This window comes from Streptomyces sp. PH9007 (genome assembly GCF_059813725.1).
This window is the reverse complement of record NZ_CM187440.1, coordinates 3,858,992-3,880,265: the sequence shown is the minus strand read 5'-3', so window position 1 is coordinate 3,880,265 and position 21,274 is coordinate 3,858,992. Positions and strand designations below refer to the sequence as shown.

The following is a 21,274-nucleotide window of genomic DNA, read 5'->3' as shown; positions in this document are numbered from 1 at the left end:
CTCATGGTCGATGTGGCGGGGTGTGGTGCGCTCGTAGCGTCGCCGTATGACCGCATTGGACGTGCGACATCTGCACAAACGTTATGGGCGGCACGTTGCTGTGGAGGACGTCTCCTTCACCGTCGAAGAGGGGGAGATCTTCGGCATCATCGGGCCCAACGGCGCCGGCAAGACGACCACCGTCGAGAGCATCGCGGGCCTGCGAACGCCCGACTCGGGCTCGATCTCCGTGCTGGGACTCGACCCGGTCAAGGACCGGGCCGAGGTGCGTGAGCTGCTCGGCGTGCAACTCCAGGAGAGCAGCTTCCCGGACGCGATCAAGGTCGCCGAAGCCCTCGATCTGTACAGCTCCTTCTACCGGAACCCCGCCGACTGGCGCGAGCTCATGGAGCTCCTCGGTCTGACCGGGAAGCGCGACACACGGTACAAGGCGCTCTCGGGCGGGCAGAAGCAGCGGCTCTCGATCGCGCTCGCGCTCGTCGGCAATCCGAGGATCGCGATTCTGGACGAACTCACGACGGGCCTGGATCCGCAGGCGAGGCGCGACACCTGGAGCCTCATCGAGCGGGTTCGCGACACGGGTGTCACGATCCTCCTGGTCACGCACTTCATGGATGAGGCGGAGCGCCTGAGCGACCGGATCGCCGTCATCGACGGTGGCCGGGTCGCCGCGGTGGACACGCCCGCGGGGCTGATCGCGCGGGCGAGCGCGGTGCAGCAGGTGCGGTTCCGCGTGAGCCAACCGCTGGACATGGGTGTCCTGACCGATCTTCCCGACGTGAGCCATGTCGAGATCACCGGGGGACGCTGGCGGGTCACCGGCCAGGGGCAGTTGCTGAGCAGCGTGGCGGGGGCTCTCGCCAGGGCGCAGGTCGTGGCGGAGGATCTCCGCGTCGACCAGCGCAGCCTCGACGACGCGTTCGTGGCCTTCACCGGACGCGCCCCGCAGACCCCGGAAATCTCCGGCACGGAGGTGGACTGATGCCTGCTCTGCTGAAGCTGGTCAAGGTCGAGACGGCACTCTTCCTCCGGGACTCCGCCACCGTCGTCTTCGGTGTGCTGTTCCCGGCGGGGCTCCTGCTCGTGCTGGGTTCCATCCCGGCGCTCCGGGAGGTGTCGCCGGAGAACGGGGGGCTCCGGTCCATCGACATCTGGGCGCCGACGGCGCTGGTGTTCGGGATGGTGATGATCGCCGTGCAGCACATCCCGGCGGTGGTCGCGACGTACCGGGAGCGCGGCATCCTGCGCAGGCTCTCGACCACCCCCGCGCATCCGCGCGGTGTCCTGCTCGCGCAGATGATGGTCGCGTTCGCCTCGGTGGTCGTCTCCGCGGCGCTCATGATCCTCCTCGCGTGGGCGGTGCTGGACATCGCGCCGCCCGAGCGGCCCCTGGCGTTCGTCGTCGCCTCCGTCGTCGGCTACGCGGCGCTGCTGGGGATCGGCATGATCTCCGCGGCCGTGGCCCGCACGAGCAGTGCCGCGAACCAGACCGGCACCCTGATGTTCGTCGCACTCATGTTCTTCGGCGGGGCCTTCCTGCCCCGTGCCCTCATGCCCGATGTGCTGCGCACCGTCGGCGAGTTCATACCGCCCGGGCTTCAGGCTCTCACCACCGCGTGGTCCGCCGAGGCGGGCGAGGTCACCGCCACCGCCGGTGGCCAGCCCTTCTGGCTGCAGATTGCCATAATGGCGGGCATCGCCGTGACCGCGAGCGCGATCGCCGCGAAGCTCTTCCGGTGGGAGTAGGAGTCGATGATGCGGGATGCCGGGGCCGGTGAGCACCCGGGCTCCGGGACGCACGCATCCGCCATCGCGGAAGAGGTGGAAAGCGCGCACCGCTCCCGGTTGGCCTGGAAAGCGGAGCAACTGCGGGTCTGGGGTCTGCTGCAGCTGGTCACACCGTGGCTGCTGCTGACGATCTCGACGGCGGTCTACTTCTCGTGGACGCTGCCGGCCTCCGGTGACCGCTTCTGGCCCGAGGGCGCGTCCGTCCTCGGGCTGGTCGCGGCCTCGGTGCTGTGGGTGCTCTTCGGGCACACACTGCCCCTCAGAAGGAGGACGCTGCGGCCCGTGTCGGCGGGCCTGTACTTCGTGGGACTACTGGCCCTGTCCGTCACCCTCATGACGTACTCCGACATCTTCCTCGTCTTCACCGTCGCGGGCTTCTTCCACGCGTACGTGCTCAAGCCGTGGCCGTTGGGAGTGCTCGGAGTCCTGGCCACCTCCGTGGCCCTCAACGGCGCGGCGATGAGCGTGTGGGACGACCCGACCCCACCGACGCTCGCGGAACTCATCCTGATCGTCACCGTGCAGACCGCGGCGATCGGGGTGGGCATCGTGCTGACCGCGCGCAGCGAACCCGAGGAACGCAAGCGGGAGGCGCTCGTCGAGCGGCTTGAGGCGGCCCTGCACGAGAACGCCGGACTGCACGCGCAACTGGTCGCCCAGGCCCGTGAAGCCGGGGCGCAGGACGAGCGGCAGCGACTGGCCGGCGAGATCCACGACACGCTGGCCCAGGGCCTCGCCGGCATCATCACGCAGCTCCAGGCGGCGGAGCGTTCCGCGCGGGTGCGGGGCGAGACGGAAGAGCATGTGGGACGCGCGCTTCGGCTCGCGCGCAGCAGCCTGACCGAGGCCAGACGGTCCGTACAGGCGCTCGCTCCACGGGAGCTGGGGCGGGCGCACCTCCCCGAGGCGCTGCGCACGCTGACCGAGCGATGGTCGCGGGAGCAGGGGACCAGCGCGCACGTGGAGGTCACCGGCGCCCGGGAGCCGCTGAGCCCGGCGATCGAGGTGTCTCTCTTCCGGGTCGCGCAGGAGTCGCTGACCAACGTGGCGAAGCACGCGGACGCCTCGCGCGTCGGTGTCACGCTGTCGTACACGGGCACCGAGGTGCTGTTGGACGTGCGCGACGATGGACGCGGGTTCGCGAACGAGGTCGGCACCGGCTTCGGCCTGACGAGCATGCGCCAGCGCATCAGAGGGGTCGGCGGTCACCTGGAGGTGCAGAGCGCACCGGGTGACGGGGTGTCCGTCAGTGCGCGCGTTCCGGCGATCGCGCCCGGGGGCACGCGAGCGAAGGGGGAGATCGACCGATGATCCGACTGGTCGTTGTCGACGACCATCCGATCGTGCGGGGCGGTCTGCGCGACACCTTCGCGGACGTCGGGGACATTGTCGTGGTCGGTGAGGCCGGGGACGGCGCCGAGGGCGTCGAACGCGCGCGGTCGCTGGCAGCGGATGTCGTGCTCATGGACCTGCGGATGCCCGGGATGGACGGCGTCGCCGCGACCGCGGCCCTGCGCGAGCGGGTTCCGCGTGCCCGCGTGCTGATCCTGACCACCTTCGACAGCGAGAGCGACGTCCTGCCGGCGATCGAGGCGGGTGCGATCGGATATCTCCTGAAGGACGCGCTGCCCGACGAACTGATGCGCGCCGTCCGCGCCGCCGCGCGGGGAGAACCGGTGCTCGCGCCGTCGGTGATGCAGCACCTCATGGGGCAGGTGCGCCGGCCCGGCGCCGGCACGCTGACCGACCGCGAGAAGGAGGTGCTGCAACTGGTCGCGAACGGCAGGTCGAATCGCGAGGCCGCCGCGGCGCTGTTCATCGGCGAGGCGAGCATCAAGACCCATCTGCAGCACATCTACGACAAGCTCGGCGTGCGCGATCGCGCCTCGGCGGTGGCCGAGGGCTACCGCCGTCGCCTGCTCACCTGACGCCCCACCGCAGGCCAGGCTGCCGCAAGTCGCCCCGCCCCGGCGCCGTTCGGGGCGGGCCGGGGCGAGGCGTACAGGGCGAGGCGGGGCGGTGTGCCGGGCTACGCCTTGCGGAGCCGGCCGATGATGCCGTTGATGTCGTCGGCCAGCAGATCCCTGCGGACGAAGTGCCCGCCCTCCACCTCGTGCCCCTCGTGACCGATACCGGCCCCGGTCAGCAGCGACCGGAACTCCCGCTGTCCCGCCAGCACATGCACCTCGTTGAGGGTGTCGAACGGGTTGGTCGGATCGGGGCTGGTCCCGGCGACCAGGAAGATCCGCTTGTTGCGGTAACTCTCCAGCCGCTCCACCGGGTTGTCGGCGCTGACCCGGGCCTGGTCCCACGGCACGCCGTAGACCGTGCCGGTGCCCAGTTCCACGGCGGCGGAGGACACGTTGGCCCAGTGGACCACCGCGCCGTCGTCGCGGCGCAGGCTGGCCGGTCCTGAGTGCGCGCTCACCGAGGCGAAGTGGCCGAAGTACTTTGCGGCGTACTTCAGCGCGCCGAAGCCCCCCATCGAGAAGCCGCCGACCGCGCGGCCGTCGTACTCGGCGTAGGTGCGGAAGTTCGCCTCGACCCACGGGAGGAGCTGGTTGATGTGGAAGTGCTCCCAGTTCCGGGGCCCGGTGAGCGAGTTGACGGGATTGCTGTACCAGCCGGCCGGGCCGCCGTCCGGCATCACGACGATGAGCGGCTTGCCGGCCGTCACGGCGCGGATGTCGCGCCCGGGGTCCGTGTCGAAGGTCCTGAAGTCCTCCATCCCGCCGTGGAAGAGATAGAGGACGGGGTACGTGCGCCCGCTGGTGTGATAGTCGTCGGGCAGGAGCACGTTCACGGCCGGGTTCCACTGGATCGCGTCGGTCGCGAACCGGTAGTACCGCATCCGGGCGTTGTCCTCGTTGCGCTCCACGATCCGCAGCCCGAAGCCGTCGCCGACCGCGTGCGCCGCCGACGCCGTCGCCAGGACGGCACCGCCGCCCAACGCCATCGCGGCGGTGATCGACCCGGCCGCCTTCAGTACCCCGCGCCGGTCCGGACGGTATGCGCTCATGGTGCCCCCTGGTGTCTGCGCGCTCACGGGGCCGCGCCGCGCGGCCCGCGACCACGCTAGGAGCGGTGCGACCGGCAGAACCCGTATTTCCACGGCAACCGCGCATCTCGGGTGCCGGACCTCTCCACGGGGAGCGGGGAGGTCCGGCCGCACACCGGCGACGGCTCCGGGATCCGCGTCAGGAAACGGCCTTGGTGATCAGATCCCGGAGGGTGGCCTCCGCCGCCTCGCTCAGCTCGTCGGTGATGGCGTAGGACGTTGGCCACAGGCCGCTGGGGTCGTCGAGGTTCGCCGTCTCGTTGAAGCCGAAAACGGTGTATCGGGTCTTGTCCATCCGCCCGCTGCGGAAGAAGCACACGACCTTGCCGTTCCTGGCGTACGCGGGCTGCCCGTACCAGAGCTTCGGCGCGAGGTCCGGGGCGGCCTCGGTGACCAGGGCGTGCAGGCGTTCGCCCAGCTCCCGGTCCCCGTCCGGCATCTCGGCGATCCTGGCCAGACACTCCTTCTCCTCCGCCGCCGCCTTGGCCGCGCCCCGGCCACGGCGCGTCTGCGTCCTCAGCTCCGCGGCGCGCTCCTTCATGGCCGCACGCTCCTGCTCGGAGAACCCCTCCCCGGAGGAGGCGGAGGACGCGGTCTTCCTCTTCCGGTCACTGGACTTCGGCGCGCTGCTCATGGGCCTGGCTCCTCTGGTCGCGGCGGTACTCGGTGCCACTCACGGTAGCCATCCGGAGCGGATACGGGCTTCTCGAATCCTGATCGGCGTGGGGTGGCGGGCCACCGACCGCCGACCGACCCCATGCCGAAACGGCATCAAGCCGCGCAATGGTGTCTTGGACCGCCGCGCGGCACCGGCCGATGCTGAGGCGCATGACCAACCGGACATATAAGAGGAGCGGGCTGCTCGCGCTCGCGCTCGTACTCGTCCTCCTCGCGACAGCAGCCGCGGTACTGGTGCTGCGCCGGGACGACGGTGGGAACCCCGCCGACCGGGCGAACGCCGGTGCCCAGCGGTTCCTGGACGCCTGGGCGGCCGGAGAGCTGGAGCGGGCCGCCGGATTCACGGACGACCCGGAGGCGGCACAGTCGCTGCTGGAGTCGGTGGAGAACAACCTGCGCGCCGAGGAGCTGACGTTCGGCACGCCGGGCGAGGCCGTCGCGGCGGATGGCGGGGAGGACGGCGGGACGGACGGCGGGGACGCGTGGGCCGTACCGTTCACCGTCACCTTCACCCTGCCCGGCCTCGGCCCCTGGACCTACGACACACAGGCCGTGCTACGCCCCGGCGGCGCGGACGACGGCTGGCAGGTGACGTGGGAGTCCGCCCTCGTCCACCCGGAGCTGGCCGAGGGCCAGACGCTGGTGCTCTCCCACGGAGACGCCGAGCGGGCGCCGGTCCTCGCGGCGGACGGCAGCGAACTGGCCGGCCCGTCCACCGTGTGGGAAGTGAGCGTGTGGCCCGCGCGGCTGACCGATCCGACCGCCGCCTGGGCGGCCCTGGACGCGCTCGACGCCGGGATCGACACCGACGCGCTCGCCGACCGCGTCGCGGAGGCCGACCCGGACGAGGCGGTTCCGGTGGTGACGCTGCGCGACAGCGTCTTCCAGGAGCACGCGGAGGACCTGCGGGCCGCGCCCGGTCTCCAGTTCACCGAGGGCAGCCGCCAGCTGGCGCACGCGGCACGGGCCGTGGTCGGCGGCGTGGACGGCAGCGGCGCCGGGACGTCCGGACTCCAGGAACGCTACGACGAACAGCTCGCGGGTACGGCGTCGGCCGCCGTCGTGATCGCCGACCGGGAGTCGGGCGCCGCGCTGGAGCCCCTGTACGAGCAGGAGGGCGGTGACCCCGGCGAGCCGGTGACCACGACGATCGATCCGGCGGCGCAGCGGGCGGCCGAGGCCGCGCTGGAGGACGCCGCTCGTGAGGGCGCGATCGTCGCCGTCCGGCCCTCGACGGGCGAGGTGCTGGCCGCCGCCGACTGGCCCGTCGACGGTTTCGCCCGTTCGCTGACCGGACAGCTGGCGCCGGGTTCCACCTTCAAGGTGGTGACGGCGGCGGCGCTGCTGGAGGGCGGCCTGACGCCGGGCGATGTCATCGGCTGCCCGAAGTACGCGACCGTCGACGGGTTCCGGTACGAGAACCAGAACGAGTTCGAGCTGGGCCCGGACACCACCTTGCACGAGGCGTTCACGGCCTCCTGCAACACGGCGCTCATCGAGAACCGCGACCGGCTGGCGAACGACTCCCTGCACACGACGGCGCAGGCGTTCGGCATCGGCACGGAGTGGAACGTGGGCGCGTCCACCTACGACGGCAACGTTCCGGTGGCGGAGAACGACAACGAGCTGGCCGCCTCCCTCATCGGCCAGGCCCGCGTGCAGGCCAGCCCGCTGGTGATGGCGTCGGTGGCGGCGACGGTCGCGGACGGGACGTTCCGGCAGCCGGTGCTGGTCCCGGACGCCGTGGAGGAACGGCACGAGGCCCCCATCACGCTGGACCCGCAGACGGTGGACGGCCTGCGCACGATGATGCGGGCGACGGTCACCGAAGGCTCGGCGTCGGCGCTGCGCGAGGTGCCCGGAGTGCCGCACGGCAAGACAGGCACGGCGGAGTTCGAGAACGCGGACGGCGAACTGTCCACCAACGCCTGGATCATCGGCTACCTCGGCGAGCGGGATCTGGCGTTCGCGGTGGTCCTGGAGGACGGCGGCTCGGGCGGCAGCGACGCCGGCCCGGTGGCGGCGGCCTTCCTCAACGCGCTGAACGGCTGAGCCGCGACACGAACCCCGACGCGCAGAGACGCTCGAAGGCCGCCCGTACCCCCGGGGGTACGGGCGGCCCGACGAGAAACCCGAGCGCCGGGTAGGTGATCAGCCGCTGGAGCGTCCCCACCAGCATGTCGATGACCAGCCGTTCGTCACCGAGGGCGGATACGTACCCGTCGTAATCCACGAGCGCCGAGGCGCTGACCACCTCCACCTCGGGCCACACCTTGCGCGCGGTGGCGTGCGCCCGGCGCTCCTCGTACGGCTTGCTGACCAGCAGCACGGAGGAGACGGAACGGCCGGCGTCGGCGAGGACAGTGCGGGAGAAGGCGATGTTCTCGCCGGTGTTCGACGCCCGGGGTTCCAGCAGGATGGCGTCCTCGGGTACCCCGAGCGCGATCGCCCGCTCCCGGTAGTGCACGGCCTCACCGCGCGGCATCCGCGCCCGGGTCGTCGGGCTGTTCCCGCCGGTGAACAGCGCCACCGGCGCCAGCCCCCGCAGGTACAGCCCGGCGGCGACATCCGCGACCCCGAGATCATGACTGCCCAGCCCGATCACCACATCACACGGCCGCGCCTCGTGCTCCATGCGGTGGTACGCCCAGACCAGCCGGGCATCTGCCCGGACCTGCTCGGTGATCAAGAGTTTCTCCGTCGAACTCAGAGCTGCCCGCCCCGCAACGCGGCGACAAAAGCAGACCACGGACCGGAACCGAAGCGGACGACGGGCCCGTCGGACCGCTTGCTGTCCCGGACCGGCAGGACGCCCGGGTGGCCATCGGCCACCTCAAGGCACTGACCGCCGTCCTGATTGCTGTAGCTGGACCGGCGCCATGCGGCGCCGCCGCTCTGGTGGATTCGCTGCGCTGTCGCCATGCCACCGATTGCGGCCTCCGACAACACCGGAAGCCATGCGGTCACAGCCGCCCGGCACGAATCTGGGCCACGAACACCGCCCATTCAGCGTGACCGAAGCGGAGGATGGGCCCGCTGGGATCCTTGCTGTCACGGACCGGGAGCACTCCGGGCCATCCGTCCGCCACCTCGACGCAGTTGCCTCCGTCGCCATTGCTGAAACTGGACCGGCGCCATTCTGTGCTCAGCTGAGGGGATCGCATGCTCGGTAGTCCTCCATCACTCGCTGGATCAGAGCCGCTGACTCCGGCGGCGTGAGGGCGTACGCCCTCAGCAGATCGTACGACCGACGGTGAGCGATGACGCTTTCCGCGTCTTCCAGCAGGAAGCCCGTGGTGATGCCCTCTTCGTAGGCGACGCACCTTGCATCGGGGAGGGTCAACAACGTGAGGGAACCAGAGAGAAGAGCATGTTCCCCATGCGCGAACGGCAGGACCTGGATGGTTGTCCGAGGGCTTCGCGCGAGCGAGGCCAACTGGGCGAGCTGTGCATGGATGGTTGCCCGCCCACCGACCGGACGGCGCAGGACGGCCTCGTCGATGATCGCGGACATGTCGGGACGCGCATCGGACAGCAGGATGTCCTGGCGACTCGTCCGGATGCTCACCATGTCCTCGATCGCTTCGGGCCCCGCCTTCGGGTTGCTCACCCGGAAGAGGGCACGCGCGTAGTCCGGGGTCTGGAGGAGACCCGGCACCACGTGCCCGGCGAACTCCTCAATCACACGGGCGCGTTCCTCCAGCTCCATCCGACGCCGGTACTTGTCCGGGAAGCGTTCCTTGCGCACCAGGCCGTAGAGACGCAGGAAATGGCCCTCCGTGGCGTAAACATGATCCGCCCGTTCACTGAACCCCGGCTGCGGCATGACCTCTGCCGTCTCAAGACGGGCCAGCGTGCTCTTGCTGACGAGTAGCCGTTCGCAGGCACGCGAGAGCGACCAACCCTCGCCGTCGCGGTGGCGACGGAGTTCAGCACCGTAGAAGTGACGCGCCGATTGGTTGGGAGTCAGCGCACTCGCGTTGAACATCTTCGCTCCACGTCCCGTTTCGCGGGGTGGGACAGCAACCCACTGGTGGATCGTATGGCGCAGAGCCGACGCTGTGTACCGAAGGAAACACACAGCGAAGGGGCATCGTTCATGGCAGCGGAACCGGTCACCACAGGCACCATGACCACGGCTGATCTCACAGCGTCACGGCAGGCCGCGCAGCGTGCTGTTGACGATCTCCGGGACGTGCTCGGCGCACGAGGGGTGGTGCTGCCCTCGCTGGACGTCGACCTGCACACCTTCAGCGGGTCGTCCGTGCGACCTCTGGTGGAACTCGGGCGCTGCACGCCCGAGGTGGCGGGCGCGCTCGCCGCGCTGGTGCGGAGGGGCGGGCGGTGAGCCGCGACGGGGAGCGGGTGGTGCGGCAGTTGCGGGATCTGCTGGCGTTGCTGGATGTTCCGCCCACCGCCGTGCAGGAGGTGAAGGTCGGGTCCGCGCCGCCGGTCATCAACATCCTGGGGATGCGCGTGGCCGTCGCGCGCCGCGTCGGGTCGCAGTTGCTCGCCGGGGCGCTGCGTCCGGCCGTACTGCCGGGGATGGCGCTGTGGAGTGACCGGCAGAACCGGGTGGGCGAGGTGATGTTCGCCGCCACGTGCGGGCTGCCGCTGGACCTGCGGGCGCTCGACGATCCCGATGTCCACTGGCGGGCCACCGCCGCCGATCTGCGGCCGGCGCGGTTGCAGGAGATCGACCGGGCGCGGGGTGCGTCGTGATCACGGCGCCGTGCCGCCATCGGGGGCTGGTGAAGTGCGCGGAGGGCCGGCGGTGCGCCGGCTGCGGACGGCTGGTCTACATGAAGGGCGCGGCCACGCTCTGCTTCTGGCTCGCCGTGCTCGCCGGATCGTTCGTGCTGCTGCTCGTCCGGACGGCCCGGGTCGGGTAGCCGGCGGTCAGGGCCAGGCCGGGTGGTGCGTGTCGATCACGTAGTGGTGGGTGTGCCGTCGGCCGCCGGTGGACAGGTGGGGGTGGCCGGGCGGCAGGTCGGGGTGGACGTGGGCGATCCGGGCGGGGTCGCGGGCCGGCCAGGCGGCCGTGGCGGTGACCCCGGCGGCCAGCGACAGGGCCCCGAGCACCATCGCCGTGACGGGCACTCCGGCGCCCGCTGCCAGCCATCCGGCGAGCGGGTACGTCAGCAGCCAGCAGCCGTGCGAGAGCGAGAACCGGGTGGCGTAGGCGGCCGGCAGGTCCGCTTCGGCGGCGGAGCGCCGCAGCACCCGGCCGCCCGGGGTCAGGACGGCGGAGGACGCCGCCCCGATCAGCGCCCACGCCGCGAGCATCGCCGCCCAGGTCGGGGTGGCGGGGGCGGCGGCGGTCAGTGCGGCGACGGCGGCCAGGGCCGGGGGCAGGGTGAACGCGGCGGTCAGCATGACCGGACGGTCGCCCCGGGTGGCCAGGACCCGGGGCAGCGCCAGCGCGACGGCCATGGACCCGGCCCCGTACGCGCCGAGGGCCAGCGACACCGCGCCGGCCGGGTGCTGGAAGTGGTCGCGGACGATGACCACGGTGTTGACGTAGACGATCGCCCCGGCCGAGGCCACCGCGAGGTCGAGGGCGAGCAACGCCCGCAGGCGCGGGGTGCGCAGGAACAGCCGCCCGCCGAACGCCACCGTCCCGACGGTGCGTTCCACCGGTACCGGTTTGGGCAGCACCGTGGACAGGACGAGGGCGGCGGAGGCGAGGAACCCGGCCGTGGTGCCCGCGAACAGCCAGTCGTAGGAGATGACGGTGAGCAGCGCCGCCGCGAGCGCCGGGCTGAGGAGGGTCTCCAGGTCCTGGGCGAGGCGGGACAGGGACAGCGCCCGGGTGTAGTCCTCCTCCCTGGGCAGCACCTGGGGGAGGGTGGCCTGGAAGACCGGGGTGAAGACGGCGGAGGCCGCCTGGAGCAGCACGACCATGACGTAGATCTGCCAGATCTGCGTCACGAACGGCAGCGCGAGGGCGACCCCGGCCCGGATGAGGTCCATGGCGGCCAGCAGGGCCCGGCGCGGTATCCGCCCGGCGAGCGCACCGGCGACCGGGGCGATCACGACGTAGGCGACCATCTTGATCGCGAGCGCGGTGCCGAGGACGGCCGAGGCGTTCCGTCCGGCGAGGTCGTACGCCAGCAGCGACAATGCGACGGTGGCGAGGCCGGTGCCGGCCAGGGCGACGACCTGGGCGGTGAACAGACGGCGGTACGTGCGATGGCGCAGCACACTCGGCACGGCGGGCCTCTTCCGGTCAGCGCGGAACGACCCGGCCAGCATAGACAATATGTGCACACGTATGCACGTGACGAACTACTCGTGTGGCGGCAACGCCCCGATCTGGTGATCGGCGACGTTCAGCGCCTCGTCCACCAGGCGGCGCAGATGCCCGTGCCCCAGCGCGTACACCACCCGCCGGCCCTCCTTGCGGGTGACCACCAGACCGGCCAGCCGCAGCTTCGCCAGATGCTGGCTCACCGAGGTACGGGCCGCCCCGGTGGCCTCGGTGAGCGTGGTGACATCGGCCTCTCCCCGGCCGAGCCGTTCCATCAGACCCAGCCGCGTACGGTCCGCGAGCAGCGCCAGGACGGACACCGCGACATCCAGCCGCTCACCGCCACCGGCACCACCACCGCCACGCTCCTGCGGGCCGTGCGCATCTGCCATGACCTCGCCCCTTCCCTCACCCGGCATTCTAGGAGCCCCAGGTGCGCACATGCGCACGCGTGCGCTCACGTGCCCGAGCCGGAGTAGTGCCGCAGCTGCCCGCGCCACAGCGCGTACGCCGCCGCGTACAGCAGGGGCCCGGCCAGCGGCGCCCCGTACGCCACCCACACGGTGACGTGCAGACCGTCCGCCCGGTCCAGCAGCACCCCGGCCGGCAGATAGGCCACGAACGCCACCGGCACCAGGTAGGTCAGCGCCAGCCGGGCAGCGTCAGGGAACGCCTTCAGCGGGTAGCCGCCGAACGTGTTCATGAGGTCGTCGATCAGGCCGCGCAGCGCCAGGTTGGAGAGCATCCGGAAGGAGAAGGAGGCGCAGGCGAGTTGCAGCGCGCCCTCCACCATCGCACCGCCGACCAGGGCCAGGACGAGGTAGAGCAGCGCGGAGGGGGTGGGTGTGAAGCCCACCGGTCCGGCCGCCAGCACCAGGACGGTGATGCCGGTGGCCAGGTCACCGAGGGTCGGCAGATGAACCTGGCGGCACAGCAGTTGAGTGAGCACCCCGGCCGGACGCACCAGATAACGGTCGAACTCTCCCGTGCGAATAGCCACATCGAGATGGTGCAGCTGACTGGTGGGAACGACCAGCAGCCCGTGGGAAGTGACCCGCATGCCGTACAGAAAGGCGATCTCGGCCATGCTCCAGCCGCCGAGATCCCCGAACCGTGAGGTGATGACCCACAGGAAGAGCAGCCCCGTGCCCTGGTACGCGACGCCGCCCGCGAGGGTGAGCAGCAGATTGCTCCGGTACTGGAGCTGCGCACGGTAGGCAGCCGTGGCGAGGAGCAGATACGTGCGGACGAACGTCATGGCCCGCTCACCCGCCCTGCACGACGACCCGGTGGTGGGCTCGCGCCCACACCCGCCGCAGCAGCAGCCACAGCGCCACCGTCCAGCCCAGCTGCACGACCAGCGCTCCCAGTACCGGGCCCATCCCCTCGATCCGGCCCAGGTAGAGGGCGATCGGCGTGTAGGTGATGGTCTGGAACGGCAGCACGTGGGCCAGCGCCGCCAGCCAGGGCGGCATCAGCCACAGCGGCACCAGCGCGCCCGCGAAGAACTGCGCCACCACCCGGTGGATCATGAAGATGCCGGTCATCTCCAGGGTCCAGAAGCAGACCATCGAGACGAGCACCGCCAGCAGCAGCGCGTTGAGCAGCGCGGGCACCAGGCTGACCACGGACGCCAGGACGGCCGCGGCCGAGGCGGGCGCCTGCGCGCCGCCGACGAGGATGGCGAAGGGCAGGGCGAGCAGCGCGAGGGGCAACAGGGCCGCGGTGACCCCGGCCTGGGCGGAGAGCATCTGGGCTGGGAAGCCGATGGGCCGCGCCAGATCGAAGACCACGCTGCCCTCGCGCACCCGCTGCGGAATGGCGGTGGGGGCGAGCCCCGGCGGGGTGAATGCCCAGTTCTGCACGGCGGCGTAGGTGACGTACGCGAGCTGGGTCTCCAGGGAGACGGCCTCCCCCTCGGGGTAGATCGCGCGCCAGACGAGGGCGAGCAGGGCCACCTGGATCAGCAGGCCGAGCATGCGCAGCAGGAAGTCACCGCGATACATCAGCTGGCCGCGCAGATGCAAGTGGGCCATGGCGCGGCAGGCGGTGAACTTCTGCCGCCGCGTCAGCACGGGTCTGCCTCGCGGGCGGCGTATATCCGGTGGACGACCCCCTCCAGGCCGGGCGCCGGAAGGGAGAGGTCGGTGACCTCGTGCCGGGTGAGTACCGCCGCGATGACCTCGGCGGCCGGGGTACGGGCGGGGTCGAAGCGCAGCGTGACGCGCCCGGGTTCAGCCTCCGTTCCGCCACCCCCGCCAGCCTCGCCGTCCTCCCGGACGACCCCGGGCAGCGTGACACCGTGCCACCGTGTTCCCTCGCCCAACTGCACGACCAGCCGGCGTCCCACGGCGTACTGCCGGGTGAGCCGTGCGACATCGCCGTCGTACAGCACCCGGCCCCCGTCGATGAGGACGATGCGCCGGCACAGCCGTTCCACGTCGTCCAGGTCGTGGGTGGTGAGGACGATGGTCGTGCCGTCCTCGCGGTTGCGGGTGGCGAGGAAGGCGCGGATGCGTTCCCTGGCCACCACGTCCAGGCCGATGGTGGGTTCGTCGAGGAAGAGCACACGCGGCTCGGGCAGCATGGCGGCGGCCAGATCGCCGCGCATGCGCTGGCCGAGGGAGAGCTGCCGGACCGGGGTGTCCAGGAACGGGCCGAGGCCCAGCAGTTCCGTGAACCGGGCGAGCACGGCACGGTGCCGGGCCCGGTCCACCCCGTACAGCCGGCCGATGAGATCGAGCGAGTCGCGCAGCGGCAGGTCCCACCACAGCTGGGTGCGCTGACCGAAGACGACGCCGATGGTGCGGGCGTGCCGTTCCCGGTCCTGCCAGGGGACGGTGCCGCCCACCCGCACCGTTCCAGCGGTGGGCCGCAGGATGCCCGTCATCATCTTGATGGTGGTCGACTTGCCGGCGCCATTCGGGCCGAGGTAGCCGACGAACTCGCCCTCGGCCAAGGCGAAGGACACGCCGTCCACGGCACGGGTGGTGACGTACTGCCGGGTGAGCAGCGTACGCAGGCCGCCCAGCGGCCCCTCTACGCGCCGTGGACGGCGGAACTCCTTGACCAGTCCTTCGACTTCGATCACGTGCGCCAGGTGTAGTGGCTCACACGGCCCGGCCGCGAGCGAATTTCGGCGGGCCCGCCAGATCAGGCCACCCACGCGTATCTCGCGCTGGGGTGGCTGGGGCGCAGTTGCCGCCAGGGCATGCTGCTCGTCCGCACGCGGGTCGGACAGGTCAGCGGCGATGGCCGGGTTGCGCCTCAAGCGGCTTGAGGTACGACAGTGGCGAGGTGAACGAACACGAGCTGTATCTCATCGGCGATGCCGCGCGCCGGAGTGGCCTGAGCGTGAGCGCCGTCCGGTTCTACGCCGACACCGGCCTCGTCGAGCCCACCCACCTGAACGGCGCCGGCCAGCGGATGTACGACATCGACGCCATCGCCCGGCTGGAACTCGTGCGCACGCTGCGCGAACTGGACACCGAACTCCACGAGATCCGCCGCCTCCTCGACGGCGGCACGACCCTGCACGAGCTGCTCACCACCCATCTGGAGATCGTCGAAGGCCAGGCACGCACCCTGAGCGCCAGACGGGCGGTGCTCCGGGCCCTGATCAGCCAGGGCGCCACGACCGCCCAGGCCGACCTGATGCACAGGCTCGTCTCGATGACCGACGAGGAACGCGAGGAGATCATCGACGACTTCTGGAACGATGTCGGCCGGGATCTGGACGTCCCCGAGAACTTCGTGGACCGGCTGCGGGCGATGCGCCCGGTGCTGCCCGCCGACCCCACGCCCGCCCAACTGGAGGGCTGGATCGAGCTGGCCGACCTGGTGCGGAACCCGGCGTTCCGCGCATCGGTCCGCGCCTACCTCGAAGACACCTACACCGCGCCGGAGACCCGCGCCATCACGACCGAGCCGTTCCAGGACTTCATGCACGGGGGCGGAGCCGCGGTCATGGAAGAGATCCTGGCCGCACACCGTGCCGGTCAGTCCCCCCGGTCCCCGTGGGTCCAGGAGGCCGTCACCCGCTTCCTCGAAGCGGCCACCGCGCTCTCGGACACCCCGCTCACCCCCGAAGTACGGGACCGGCTGGCGAAGGCGTACGAGCGGGTGCCCGACATCCTGCGCCAGGTCGCCGCCGAGGACGCCGCTTCCGCGGGCCCCGTCTACGACACCACCCACGGCCGCTACGTGTCCCTGGTGGCCGCGATCAACGGGACCACCGTCGAGGAGGATCACGACTCCTTCCCCTACGCCTGGATCGCCGACGCCATGCGCTCCGGGGAGACGCTCCACCCCTGACCTCCGCGAGGTCCCGCAGATCGCCCGGCCCGGTGTCCCGGCCTCCCGGTGTCCGGACTGATGTCGGGCCGCTGCCGGCGGGCCATGACGGCGGGACACGAGGGCCTCCCGGCGGCCGGCGGTGGACGGCGCGATGCCCACCGAACCCAGAAGGCCCTCACCCGTTCACCCACCCGGCACGCCTGTCGCCGACGTGCCAGGACAACGCGCCTACGCGTACTGGGCGCTGGGGTAGCTGATGAACGCCGTGTCGTCCTGGTAGAAGGTCATGTGCTCCGGGGTGGGAGCCAGCGGAACGCCCGTGCGGAAGCGTTCGACCAGGTCGGGGTTGGCCAGGTACTTGCGCCCGTAACTGATCAGATCGGCGCCCTTGGCCAGCCACTCCTCGCCGCCCTCCCGGGTGGCCTCGACCGGCCCGATCTGCTCGGAGGGGTTGACGAGGAAGGTGCCGGGCCACGCCTTGCGCAGGGCGATGAGGGTGTCGTCGTCGGTGGTGACCAGGGTGTGCAGGTAGGCGAGCCCGAGCGGCGCGAGCGCCTCGGTCAGCGCTCCGTACAGCTGCGGGACGTCCTCCTCCACGGTGTCCCAGGCGGTGCCGCCGGGCGAGATCCGCAGCCCGACCCGGTCGGCGCCGATGGCGTCGGCCGCCGCCTCCACCGCTTCGACGGCGAACCGGATCCGGCCGGTGATCGAGCCGCCGTACACGTCGGTGCGGTGGTTCGCGCCGGAGGACAGGAACTGCTGGATGAGGTAGCCGTTGGCGCCGTGCAGTTCCACGCCGTCGAACCCGGCCTCCACGGCGCGCCGGGCGGCGTCCCCGTAGACGCGCGCCTCGGCCGCCGCCTCCCGGGTGGACAGGGCGTAGGGCACCGGGGCCGGCTGGAAGCCGAGCGCGGTGCCCGCGTACACCTGGCCGTCGAGGGCGATGGCGGAGGGCCCGACCGGCTGGTGACCCTGGACCGCCTCGTGGCCGACCCGCCCGCCGTGCATGATCTGGGCGAAGATCCGGCCGCCGTTGGTGTGCACGGCGTCGGTGACCGGTCGCCAGGCGGCGACCTGCTCGTCGGTGTACAGCCCGGGCGCCTTGACGTTGGACTGACCGCGTTCGTTGGGGGCGACGCCTTCACTGACGATCAGGCCCGCGGTGGCGCGCTGCGCGTAGTAGGTGGCGATGGCGGGCGTCGTCAGACCGTCCGCGGTGGCGCGGGCCCGGGTCATCGGCGCCATCACGATGCGGTTGGGGAGCCGGAGGCCACCGAGCTGGTAGCTGTCGAACATGCTGGTCACAAGCTTGTCCTTGGCGTAGAGAAGGGTTTGGCTGACTGCTCCGTTACGCTAAAACCTGACGTTGACGTCAGAGGCAAGTTCTGTGACCGGGGTCACCCGGGAGGACTGGGAGAGGCGGGCGAGGGCCGTGCGGATCGGCGAACTGGCGAAGCGGACCGGGGTGAGCGTACGGGCGCTGCGCTACTACGAGGAGCAGCACCTGCTGACGTCCGAGCGCAGCACCAGCGGGCAGCGCCACTACCCGGAGAGCGCGGTGGACCGGGTGGTCCTGATCCAGCAGCTGTACGCGGCCGGGCTGTCGAGCCGGGCCGTACTGGACCTGCTGCCGTGTGTGGTGGAGGGCAGGGCGAACCCGGGAACGCTGGACCGGCTGGCGGCCGAGCGCGAGCGCATCGACGCGCAGATCACCTCGCTCCTGCGCACCCGGCAGCGGATGGACGAGGTCATCGGCTACGCCACCACCTCGGCCATGACCGGCCACGCGTGCCCGCGTCCGGCGAACCCCCGTATCCCGGTGCCGCGTTGATCCGGTCGGCGTCGGCCGCGAGGGAGTCGTCCGGACCGATGGCCGCCACCTCAAGACCCGGTGCGCGCAGCAGTTCGCCGACCAGCGCCGTGCTGCCCGCCACCAGGGTCGAGTCGAAGTCGATCTCGGAGGCCACACACCAGGCGTGGTCGTTGGCCGGGGTCCGATCCACCCGGCGGCCCCGATGCGCGCGCTCGGGTACAACTCCTCGCTCATACCGGCAGCCTGGCACGATGGAGCGCATGGAGACGATCCTGCGCGGGGCACAGGTGACCCTGCGACCGGTGACGGACGCGGACATCCCGGCCCTGGCCGCGATCCGGGACACCCCGGAAGTCTACGCGCGGTGGCGCGGCGGACAGGACCTGGTGGCGGCGGTGCACGAGGACCTGGCCGAGCCGGGCACCACCGTGCTGGTCATCGAGTACGCGGGGGCGGTGGCCGGGGCGGTCCAGTGGCACGAGGAGTCGGAGCCGGACTACCGGCACGCGGGCATCGACATCTATGTCGATCCGGCGGTGCACGGGCGCGGGGTGGGCACCGACGCGGTGCGCACCCTCGCCCGGCACCTCGTGACGGACCTCGGCCACCACCGGCTGGTGATCGACCCGGCGGCGGACAACGCGGCGGCCATCGCCTGTTACCGCAAGGTCGGGTTCCGGCCGGTGGGCATCATGCGGCAGTACGAGCGCGGCCCGGAGGGCGAGTGGCACGACGGGCTGCTGATGGATCTGCTGGCGGCGGAGCTCAGCTAGCGGGCCCGCCTTCCTCTTCCTCGCCCCACTGGCGGTACTGCTTGTAGGCGGGGCGCTGCATCAGGATGCGCTGCATGACGTGGATCGCGTCGACGACATCGGGGGTGTCGGAGGGGTGGATCTGCGGCAGTGCGAAGAACGCGGCGCCTGCGCGGGCCACCAGGAGCCAGGCGTCCGCCTCCTGTTCGGTGAAGCCGAGGCGCAGGACGCGGGAGCGGTCGCGCAGTTCGGCCTCGGTCCAGTCGCCGGTGGCGGCGGGGGCCGGGGGCGGGGTCGCGTCGGCGGTGGCGGCGGCGGCCTGCGCGGGCGCGGCTGCCGCCGCTCCGACGGCGGAGGCGCCGGCCGCGGCGGCGGCCCCGCCGAAGAGGGTGCGGCGGGAGACAGGAGGAGGTGTCATGGCCCCAACAGTCCCAGAGCCGACTTCCCGTCACAAGACGCTTCGCACGAGGCGTCGTGCGACCCGTCCCCCGGCGCACCACCAGGCACACACCGGCACCCCACGTGGCCCATCACACGCCGCATCACACGGCGCGCCGCACCTTCCAGATCTCCTCGGTCGGCCACTGCCGCGCCCACTCGGGCTCCACCGTGCTGTCATCGCTGAACCACCGCGTCCCCGGATCCCCCTCGGGCGCCGCCAGCTCCAGCAACTCCTCCACCTCGAAGCCGTTCTCCCGCAGCAGCGCGATCAACTCCCCGTGCGGCAGGTTGAACTCGGTAGCGCCCCGCTCCCACTCCAGCCGCCGCAGCCCGAACAGCGGGCGCAGCAACTCCGGCCCCACCTCACCGCGTTCCGGCAGGCACATCGCGAACAACGGCGACGGCCGCAGGAACACCAGCCGCCCGCCGGGCGCCAGCAGCCGCGCCGCCTCCGGGATCCAGTGCTGGGGATCACACCACAGGGAGGCCCCGTACTCACTGATCGCGAAGTCGAACACACCGTCCCGGCAGGGCACCCGCCCCGCGTCCCCCTGCACCAGCGCGAACCGGAGGCCGAACTCGTCCCGCAGCGCCCGCGCCGTCTCCAGCTGCCGCGCCGAGACGTCGACCCCCACCACCCGGGCCCCGGCCCGCGCCAGCCAGGCCGAGACGTAGCCCGTACCGCAGACCAGCTCGATGACGCGCTGCCCGGCGATGTCCGCCGGAATCACCCCCGCCCGTGCCTCCGGCGTCCCCCACAACCCCCAGCTGGGCTCGGCCGCCTCCCAGTGCCCCCGCGCCACCGGCCCGTGCGCGTCGGCACCGACCCCGTCCCAGTACCGCCGATTCCGCGCGATGTCCGCATCACTGGCCATGACACCGATCACACCGCCCGGGGCCCGCCCCGGGCAAGCGGTTTGCCGCCGGGCTGCGGCTCACCACAGCGTGGCGATGAAGATGTTCGCCGTGGTCAGCAGGCCGATGGTGCCGAAGACGGGGGCGGAGAGTTTCTCCTCGTCGCGGTTGATGTAGGCCAGCACGCTCAGGACCAGCAGCAGGGCCAGCTTCACGGCGATCTTGGTGTTGTTCACCTCGTTGTCGTCGGCCTGGTTCAGGCCGACCAGCACGAGGCCCGTCACCAGCATCGTCGCCGCGCCGTGCAGCATGCCGGGAACGATCCGGGCCTCGCCCTTGCCCATCGCCTTCATCTGGGTGAGGAAACCACCCAGCAGAGCCGCGATACCGATGATGTGCAGGGCGACGAAAATGTGGATGAGTACGTCCATGCCGCGCAGCGTACGCACCCCCTTTTCCCGGAAAAACAGGCCCCCGCATTACGCTCGGCAGGAAGCGTGTGCACACTCTCCCCCAGCCTCAGAAGGTCCTGCGATGCCCTCGTCCCGGCCGTCCAAGCCCGCCCGGCGCCCCGCCGCCCAGCAGCAGCGCCCGTACGCGGTGCGCAAGCGCCCGCTGACCTTCGCGGTGCTGGCGGGGGTGCTCATCCTGGTGCTGGTCTTCGGGGCGATGGCCGCGCTGTTCAGCAGCGGCAACAGCACCGCGGACAACCAGCGCAACCCGATCCCCGAGGAGGGCACCGTCCAGCCGCTCCCCGAGGGGCACCCGGCCCTCGCCCTGGCCCGCCGCGACGCGGAGGACCCGCTCGCGATGGGCGACGCCGACGCCCCGGTGGTCATGATCGAGTACAGCGACTTCCAGTCGGCGTTCAGCGGCACCCACGCCCGTGGCGTGCATCACGAGCTGATCGAGGAGTACGTGGACGCCGGGGCGCTGCGCATCGAGTTCCGCAACTTCCCGGTCTACGGTCCCGAGTCCGACGCCGCCTCGCGCGCCGCCTGGGCGGCCGGGCAGCAGGGGCTGTTCTGGGAGTTCTACGACGCGGCGTTCGCGGACGAGTTCCACCGGGACACCGGCCGGTTCTCCGAGGAGGGCCTGCGGGAGCTGGCGCAGGCGGCGGGGGTGCCGGACGTGGAGCGGATGCTCACCGACATGGAGTCCCCGGAGGCGGACGAGGCGGTGGCCACGGACGCCGAGGAGGGGGTCGAGCTGGGCGCCACCACCACGCCGGCCTTCCTCGTCAACGGTCATCCGATCGTGGGGGCGCAGTCCATGGACACGTTCCGCGACACCATCGACCAGCTTCTCGACGCCGCGTGACGACCATCACACCCATCGTCAAG

At 71.5% G+C, this 21,274-nt stretch carries 27 protein-coding genes; 12 read left to right on the top strand and 15 right to left on the bottom strand.

The window, feature by feature from the left end:
• Positions 1–46 precede the first annotated feature (46 nt).
• The 4 genes from ACTFAP_RS17850 to ACTFAP_RS17835 are packed head-to-tail and all read left to right on the top strand — an operon-like array spanning position 47 to position 3,716.
• The gene (locus ACTFAP_RS17850) at positions 47–982 is read left to right on the top strand and encodes an ATP-binding cassette domain-containing protein (RefSeq protein ID WP_495681485.1); all 936 of its coding nucleotides are present in this window, start codon (positions 47–49) and stop codon (positions 980–982) included.
• Positions 982–1,746 carry an ABC transporter permease gene (locus tag ACTFAP_RS17845; protein ID WP_495681484.1) on the top strand — a complete coding sequence of 255 codons (765 nt, stop codon included), beginning with the start codon at positions 982–984 and terminating at the stop codon, positions 1,744–1,746. The genes ACTFAP_RS17850 and ACTFAP_RS17845 overlap by 1 nt, the downstream gene beginning before the upstream one ends.
• Positions 1,747–1,752: 6 nt before the next feature.
• Positions 1,753–3,099 (top strand): sensor histidine kinase, encoded by a 1,347-nt coding sequence (locus ACTFAP_RS17840; protein WP_500466833.1) that lies wholly within the window; start codon positions 1,753–1,755, stop codon positions 3,097–3,099.
• The gene (locus ACTFAP_RS17835) at positions 3,096–3,716 is read left to right on the top strand and encodes a response regulator (protein WP_500466832.1); all 621 of its coding nucleotides are present in this window, start codon (positions 3,096–3,098) and stop codon (positions 3,714–3,716) included. Before ACTFAP_RS17840 ends, ACTFAP_RS17835 begins: the two co-directional genes overlap by 4 nt.
• A 101-nt stretch (positions 3,717–3,817) precedes the next feature.
• On the opposite strand, the gene ACTFAP_RS17830 is transcribed toward ACTFAP_RS17835, so the two are convergent.
• Both ACTFAP_RS17830 and ACTFAP_RS17825 read right to left on the bottom strand, forming a co-directional pair.
• The gene (locus tag ACTFAP_RS17830; RefSeq protein ID WP_495681481.1) at positions 3,818–4,807 is read right to left on the bottom strand and encodes an alpha/beta hydrolase-fold protein; all 990 of its coding nucleotides are present in this window, start codon (positions 4,805–4,807) and stop codon (positions 3,818–3,820) included.
• 178 nt (positions 4,808–4,985) lie between these two features.
• Entirely contained in the window at positions 4,986–5,480 is a 495-nt protein-coding gene (locus ACTFAP_RS17825) for a DUF1801 domain-containing protein (RefSeq protein ID WP_500466831.1), read from the bottom strand.
• 194 nt (positions 5,481–5,674) lie between these two features.
• Here ACTFAP_RS17825 and ACTFAP_RS17820 point away from each other — a divergent pair, with 194 nt between their 5' ends.
• Entirely contained in the window at positions 5,675–7,576 is a 1,902-nt protein-coding gene (locus tag ACTFAP_RS17820) for a penicillin-binding transpeptidase domain-containing protein (RefSeq protein WP_500466830.1), read from the top strand.
• Here ACTFAP_RS17820 and ACTFAP_RS17815 read toward each other — a convergent pair.
• The 4 genes from ACTFAP_RS17815 to ACTFAP_RS17800 are packed head-to-tail and all read right to left on the bottom strand — an operon-like array spanning position 7,557 to position 9,512.
• Positions 7,557–8,213, bottom strand: coding sequence for a YdcF family protein (locus ACTFAP_RS17815; protein WP_500466829.1), 657 nt, complete (start codon positions 8,211–8,213; stop codon positions 7,557–7,559). The two genes, ACTFAP_RS17820 and ACTFAP_RS17815, sit on opposite strands and share 20 nt — an antisense overlap.
• A gap of 17 nt (positions 8,214–8,230) precedes the next feature.
• Positions 8,231–8,446: a DUF397 domain-containing protein gene (locus ACTFAP_RS17810; RefSeq protein WP_500466828.1), complete on the bottom strand. Its 216-nt coding sequence runs from the start codon at positions 8,444–8,446 to the stop codon at positions 8,231–8,233.
• A 41-nt stretch (positions 8,447–8,487) separates the two neighbouring features.
• The gene (locus tag ACTFAP_RS17805) at positions 8,488–8,688 is read right to left on the bottom strand and encodes a DUF397 domain-containing protein (RefSeq protein WP_495681476.1); all 201 of its coding nucleotides are present in this window, start codon (positions 8,686–8,688) and stop codon (positions 8,488–8,490) included.
• Positions 8,670–9,512: a helix-turn-helix domain-containing protein gene (locus ACTFAP_RS17800; protein WP_500466827.1), complete on the bottom strand. Its 843-nt coding sequence runs from the start codon at positions 9,510–9,512 to the stop codon at positions 8,670–8,672. The genes ACTFAP_RS17805 and ACTFAP_RS17800 overlap by 19 nt, the downstream gene beginning before the upstream one ends.
• Positions 9,513–9,623: 111 nt before the next feature.
• Between ACTFAP_RS17800 and ACTFAP_RS17795 the strand changes: the two genes are divergently transcribed.
• Genes ACTFAP_RS17795 through ACTFAP_RS17785 form a run of 3 tightly spaced genes read left to right on the top strand, consistent with a single transcriptional unit; the run spans position 9,624 to position 10,416 of the window.
• Entirely contained in the window at positions 9,624–9,872 is a 249-nt protein-coding gene (locus ACTFAP_RS17795) for a hypothetical protein (protein WP_500466826.1), read from the top strand.
• Positions 9,869–10,246 (top strand): hypothetical protein, encoded by a 378-nt coding sequence (locus tag ACTFAP_RS17790; protein WP_500466825.1) that lies wholly within the window; start codon positions 9,869–9,871, stop codon positions 10,244–10,246. Before ACTFAP_RS17795 ends, ACTFAP_RS17790 begins: the two co-directional genes overlap by 4 nt.
• Positions 10,243–10,416, top strand: coding sequence for a hypothetical protein (locus tag ACTFAP_RS17785; RefSeq protein WP_495681473.1), 174 nt, complete (start codon positions 10,243–10,245; stop codon positions 10,414–10,416). Before ACTFAP_RS17790 ends, ACTFAP_RS17785 begins: the two co-directional genes overlap by 4 nt.
• Before the next feature lie 7 nt (positions 10,417–10,423).
• Here ACTFAP_RS17785 and ACTFAP_RS17780 read toward each other — a convergent pair whose 3' ends face one another.
• The 5 genes from ACTFAP_RS17780 to ACTFAP_RS17760 all read right to left on the bottom strand — a co-directional run bounded on the left by ACTFAP_RS17780 (position 10,424) and on the right by ACTFAP_RS17760 (position 14,865).
• Positions 10,424–11,737: an MFS transporter gene (locus ACTFAP_RS17780; protein WP_500466824.1), complete on the bottom strand. Its 1,314-nt coding sequence runs from the start codon at positions 11,735–11,737 to the stop codon at positions 10,424–10,426.
• Between the two features lie 75 nt (positions 11,738–11,812).
• Positions 11,813–12,166 (bottom strand): metalloregulator ArsR/SmtB family transcription factor, encoded by a 354-nt coding sequence (locus ACTFAP_RS17775; protein WP_495681471.1) that lies wholly within the window; start codon positions 12,164–12,166, stop codon positions 11,813–11,815.
• Positions 12,167–12,231: 65 nt separating this feature from the next.
• Complete coding sequence (locus ACTFAP_RS17770) at positions 12,232–13,032, bottom strand: ABC-2 family transporter protein (protein WP_495681470.1); 801 nt, start codon at positions 13,030–13,032, stop codon at positions 12,232–12,234.
• Between the two features lie 7 nt (positions 13,033–13,039).
• Positions 13,040–13,849 (bottom strand): ABC transporter permease, encoded by an 810-nt coding sequence (locus tag ACTFAP_RS17765; RefSeq protein ID WP_500466823.1) that lies wholly within the window; start codon positions 13,847–13,849, stop codon positions 13,040–13,042.
• Positions 13,843–14,865, bottom strand: a complete 1,023-nt coding sequence (locus ACTFAP_RS17760; protein WP_500466822.1) for an ABC transporter ATP-binding protein — start codon at positions 14,863–14,865, stop codon at positions 13,843–13,845. The genes ACTFAP_RS17765 and ACTFAP_RS17760 overlap by 7 nt, the downstream gene beginning before the upstream one ends.
• 206 nt (positions 14,866–15,071) lie before the next feature.
• Between ACTFAP_RS17760 and ACTFAP_RS17755 the strand changes: the two genes are divergently transcribed.
• Positions 15,072–16,088 (top strand): helix-turn-helix domain-containing protein, encoded by a 1,017-nt coding sequence (locus ACTFAP_RS17755; protein ID WP_500466821.1) that lies wholly within the window; start codon positions 15,072–15,074, stop codon positions 16,086–16,088.
• A gap of 210 nt (positions 16,089–16,298) precedes the next feature.
• Here ACTFAP_RS17755 and ACTFAP_RS17750 read toward each other — a convergent pair whose 3' ends face one another.
• Positions 16,299–17,375: an alkene reductase gene (locus ACTFAP_RS17750; RefSeq protein ID WP_500466820.1), complete on the bottom strand. Its 1,077-nt coding sequence runs from the start codon at positions 17,373–17,375 to the stop codon at positions 16,299–16,301.
• 127 nt (positions 17,376–17,502) lie between these two features.
• Between ACTFAP_RS17750 and ACTFAP_RS17745 the strand changes: the two genes are divergently transcribed.
• Together ACTFAP_RS17745 and ACTFAP_RS17740 are read left to right on the top strand one after the other, a co-directional pair.
• The gene (locus ACTFAP_RS17745; protein WP_500469486.1) at positions 17,503–17,901 is read left to right on the top strand and encodes a MerR family transcriptional regulator; all 399 of its coding nucleotides are present in this window, start codon (positions 17,503–17,505) and stop codon (positions 17,899–17,901) included.
• 242 nt (positions 17,902–18,143) lie between these two features.
• Entirely contained in the window at positions 18,144–18,656 is a 513-nt protein-coding gene (locus ACTFAP_RS17740; protein WP_495681464.1) for a GNAT family N-acetyltransferase, read from the top strand.
• On the opposite strand, the gene ACTFAP_RS17735 is transcribed toward ACTFAP_RS17740, so the two are convergent.
• From ACTFAP_RS17735 to ACTFAP_RS17725, 3 genes are all read right to left on the bottom strand, one after another.
• Positions 18,649–19,053, bottom strand: a complete 405-nt coding sequence (locus ACTFAP_RS17735; RefSeq protein ID WP_500466819.1) for a hypothetical protein — start codon at positions 19,051–19,053, stop codon at positions 18,649–18,651. The genes ACTFAP_RS17740 and ACTFAP_RS17735 overlap by 8 nt on opposite strands.
• Positions 19,054–19,177: 124 nt before the next feature.
• On the bottom strand, positions 19,178–19,951 hold the full coding sequence (locus tag ACTFAP_RS17730) for a class I SAM-dependent methyltransferase (protein WP_500466818.1): 774 nt from the start codon (positions 19,949–19,951) through the stop codon (positions 19,178–19,180).
• Positions 19,952–20,011: 60 nt separating this feature from the next.
• Positions 20,012–20,362, bottom strand: a complete 351-nt coding sequence (locus tag ACTFAP_RS17725; protein ID WP_030729064.1) for a hypothetical protein — start codon at positions 20,360–20,362, stop codon at positions 20,012–20,014.
• A gap of 103 nt (positions 20,363–20,465) precedes the next feature.
• On the opposite strand from ACTFAP_RS17725, the gene ACTFAP_RS17720 reads away from it, so the two are divergent.
• Positions 20,466–21,251: a DsbA family protein gene (locus tag ACTFAP_RS17720; protein WP_500466817.1), complete on the top strand. Its 786-nt coding sequence runs from the start codon at positions 20,466–20,468 to the stop codon at positions 21,249–21,251.
• Positions 21,252–21,274: the final 23 nt, after the last annotated feature.

Bases quoted from the DNA above. Each gene is read 5' to 3' on its own strand.
- ACTFAP_RS17850 (WP_495681485.1), top strand. From the start codon at position 47: ATGACCGCATTGGACGTGCGACATCTGCACAAACGTTATGGGCGGCAC.
- ACTFAP_RS17845 (WP_495681484.1), top strand. From the start codon at position 982: ATGCCTGCTCTGCTGAAGCTGGTCAAGGTCGAGACGGCACTCTTCCTC.
- ACTFAP_RS17840 (WP_500466833.1), top strand. From the start codon at position 1,753: ATGATGCGGGATGCCGGGGCCGGTGAGCACCCGGGCTCCGGGACGCAC.
- ACTFAP_RS17835 (WP_500466832.1), top strand. From the start codon at position 3,096: ATGATCCGACTGGTCGTTGTCGACGACCATCCGATCGTGCGGGGCGGT.
- ACTFAP_RS17830 (WP_495681481.1), bottom strand. From the start codon at position 4,807: ATGAGCGCATACCGTCCGGACCGGCGCGGGGTACTGAAGGCGGCCGGG.
- ACTFAP_RS17825 (WP_500466831.1), bottom strand. From the start codon at position 5,480: ATGAGCAGCGCGCCGAAGTCCAGTGACCGGAAGAGGAAGACCGCGTCC.
- ACTFAP_RS17820 (WP_500466830.1), top strand. From the start codon at position 5,675: ATGACCAACCGGACATATAAGAGGAGCGGGCTGCTCGCGCTCGCGCTC.
- ACTFAP_RS17810 (WP_500466828.1), bottom strand. From the start codon at position 8,446: ATGGCGACAGCGCAGCGAATCCACCAGAGCGGCGGCGCCGCATGGCGC.
- ACTFAP_RS17805 (WP_495681476.1), bottom strand. From the start codon at position 8,688: ATGCGATCCCCTCAGCTGAGCACAGAATGGCGCCGGTCCAGTTTCAGC.
- ACTFAP_RS17800 (WP_500466827.1), bottom strand. From the start codon at position 9,512: ATGTTCAACGCGAGTGCGCTGACTCCCAACCAATCGGCGCGTCACTTC.
- ACTFAP_RS17795 (WP_500466826.1), top strand. From the start codon at position 9,624: ATGGCAGCGGAACCGGTCACCACAGGCACCATGACCACGGCTGATCTC.
- ACTFAP_RS17775 (WP_495681471.1), bottom strand. From the start codon at position 12,166: ATGGCAGATGCGCACGGCCCGCAGGAGCGTGGCGGTGGTGGTGCCGGT.
- ACTFAP_RS17770 (WP_495681470.1), bottom strand. From the start codon at position 13,032: ATGACGTTCGTCCGCACGTATCTGCTCCTCGCCACGGCTGCCTACCGT.
- ACTFAP_RS17740 (WP_495681464.1), top strand. From the start codon at position 18,144: ATGGAGACGATCCTGCGCGGGGCACAGGTGACCCTGCGACCGGTGACG.
- ACTFAP_RS17735 (WP_500466819.1), bottom strand. From the start codon at position 19,053: ATGACACCTCCTCCTGTCTCCCGCCGCACCCTCTTCGGCGGGGCCGCC.
- ACTFAP_RS17730 (WP_500466818.1), bottom strand. From the start codon at position 19,951: ATGGCCAGTGATGCGGACATCGCGCGGAATCGGCGGTACTGGGACGGG.
- ACTFAP_RS17725 (WP_030729064.1), bottom strand. From the start codon at position 20,362: ATGGACGTACTCATCCACATTTTCGTCGCCCTGCACATCATCGGTATC.
- ACTFAP_RS17720 (WP_500466817.1), top strand. From the start codon at position 20,466: ATGCCCTCGTCCCGGCCGTCCAAGCCCGCCCGGCGCCCCGCCGCCCAG.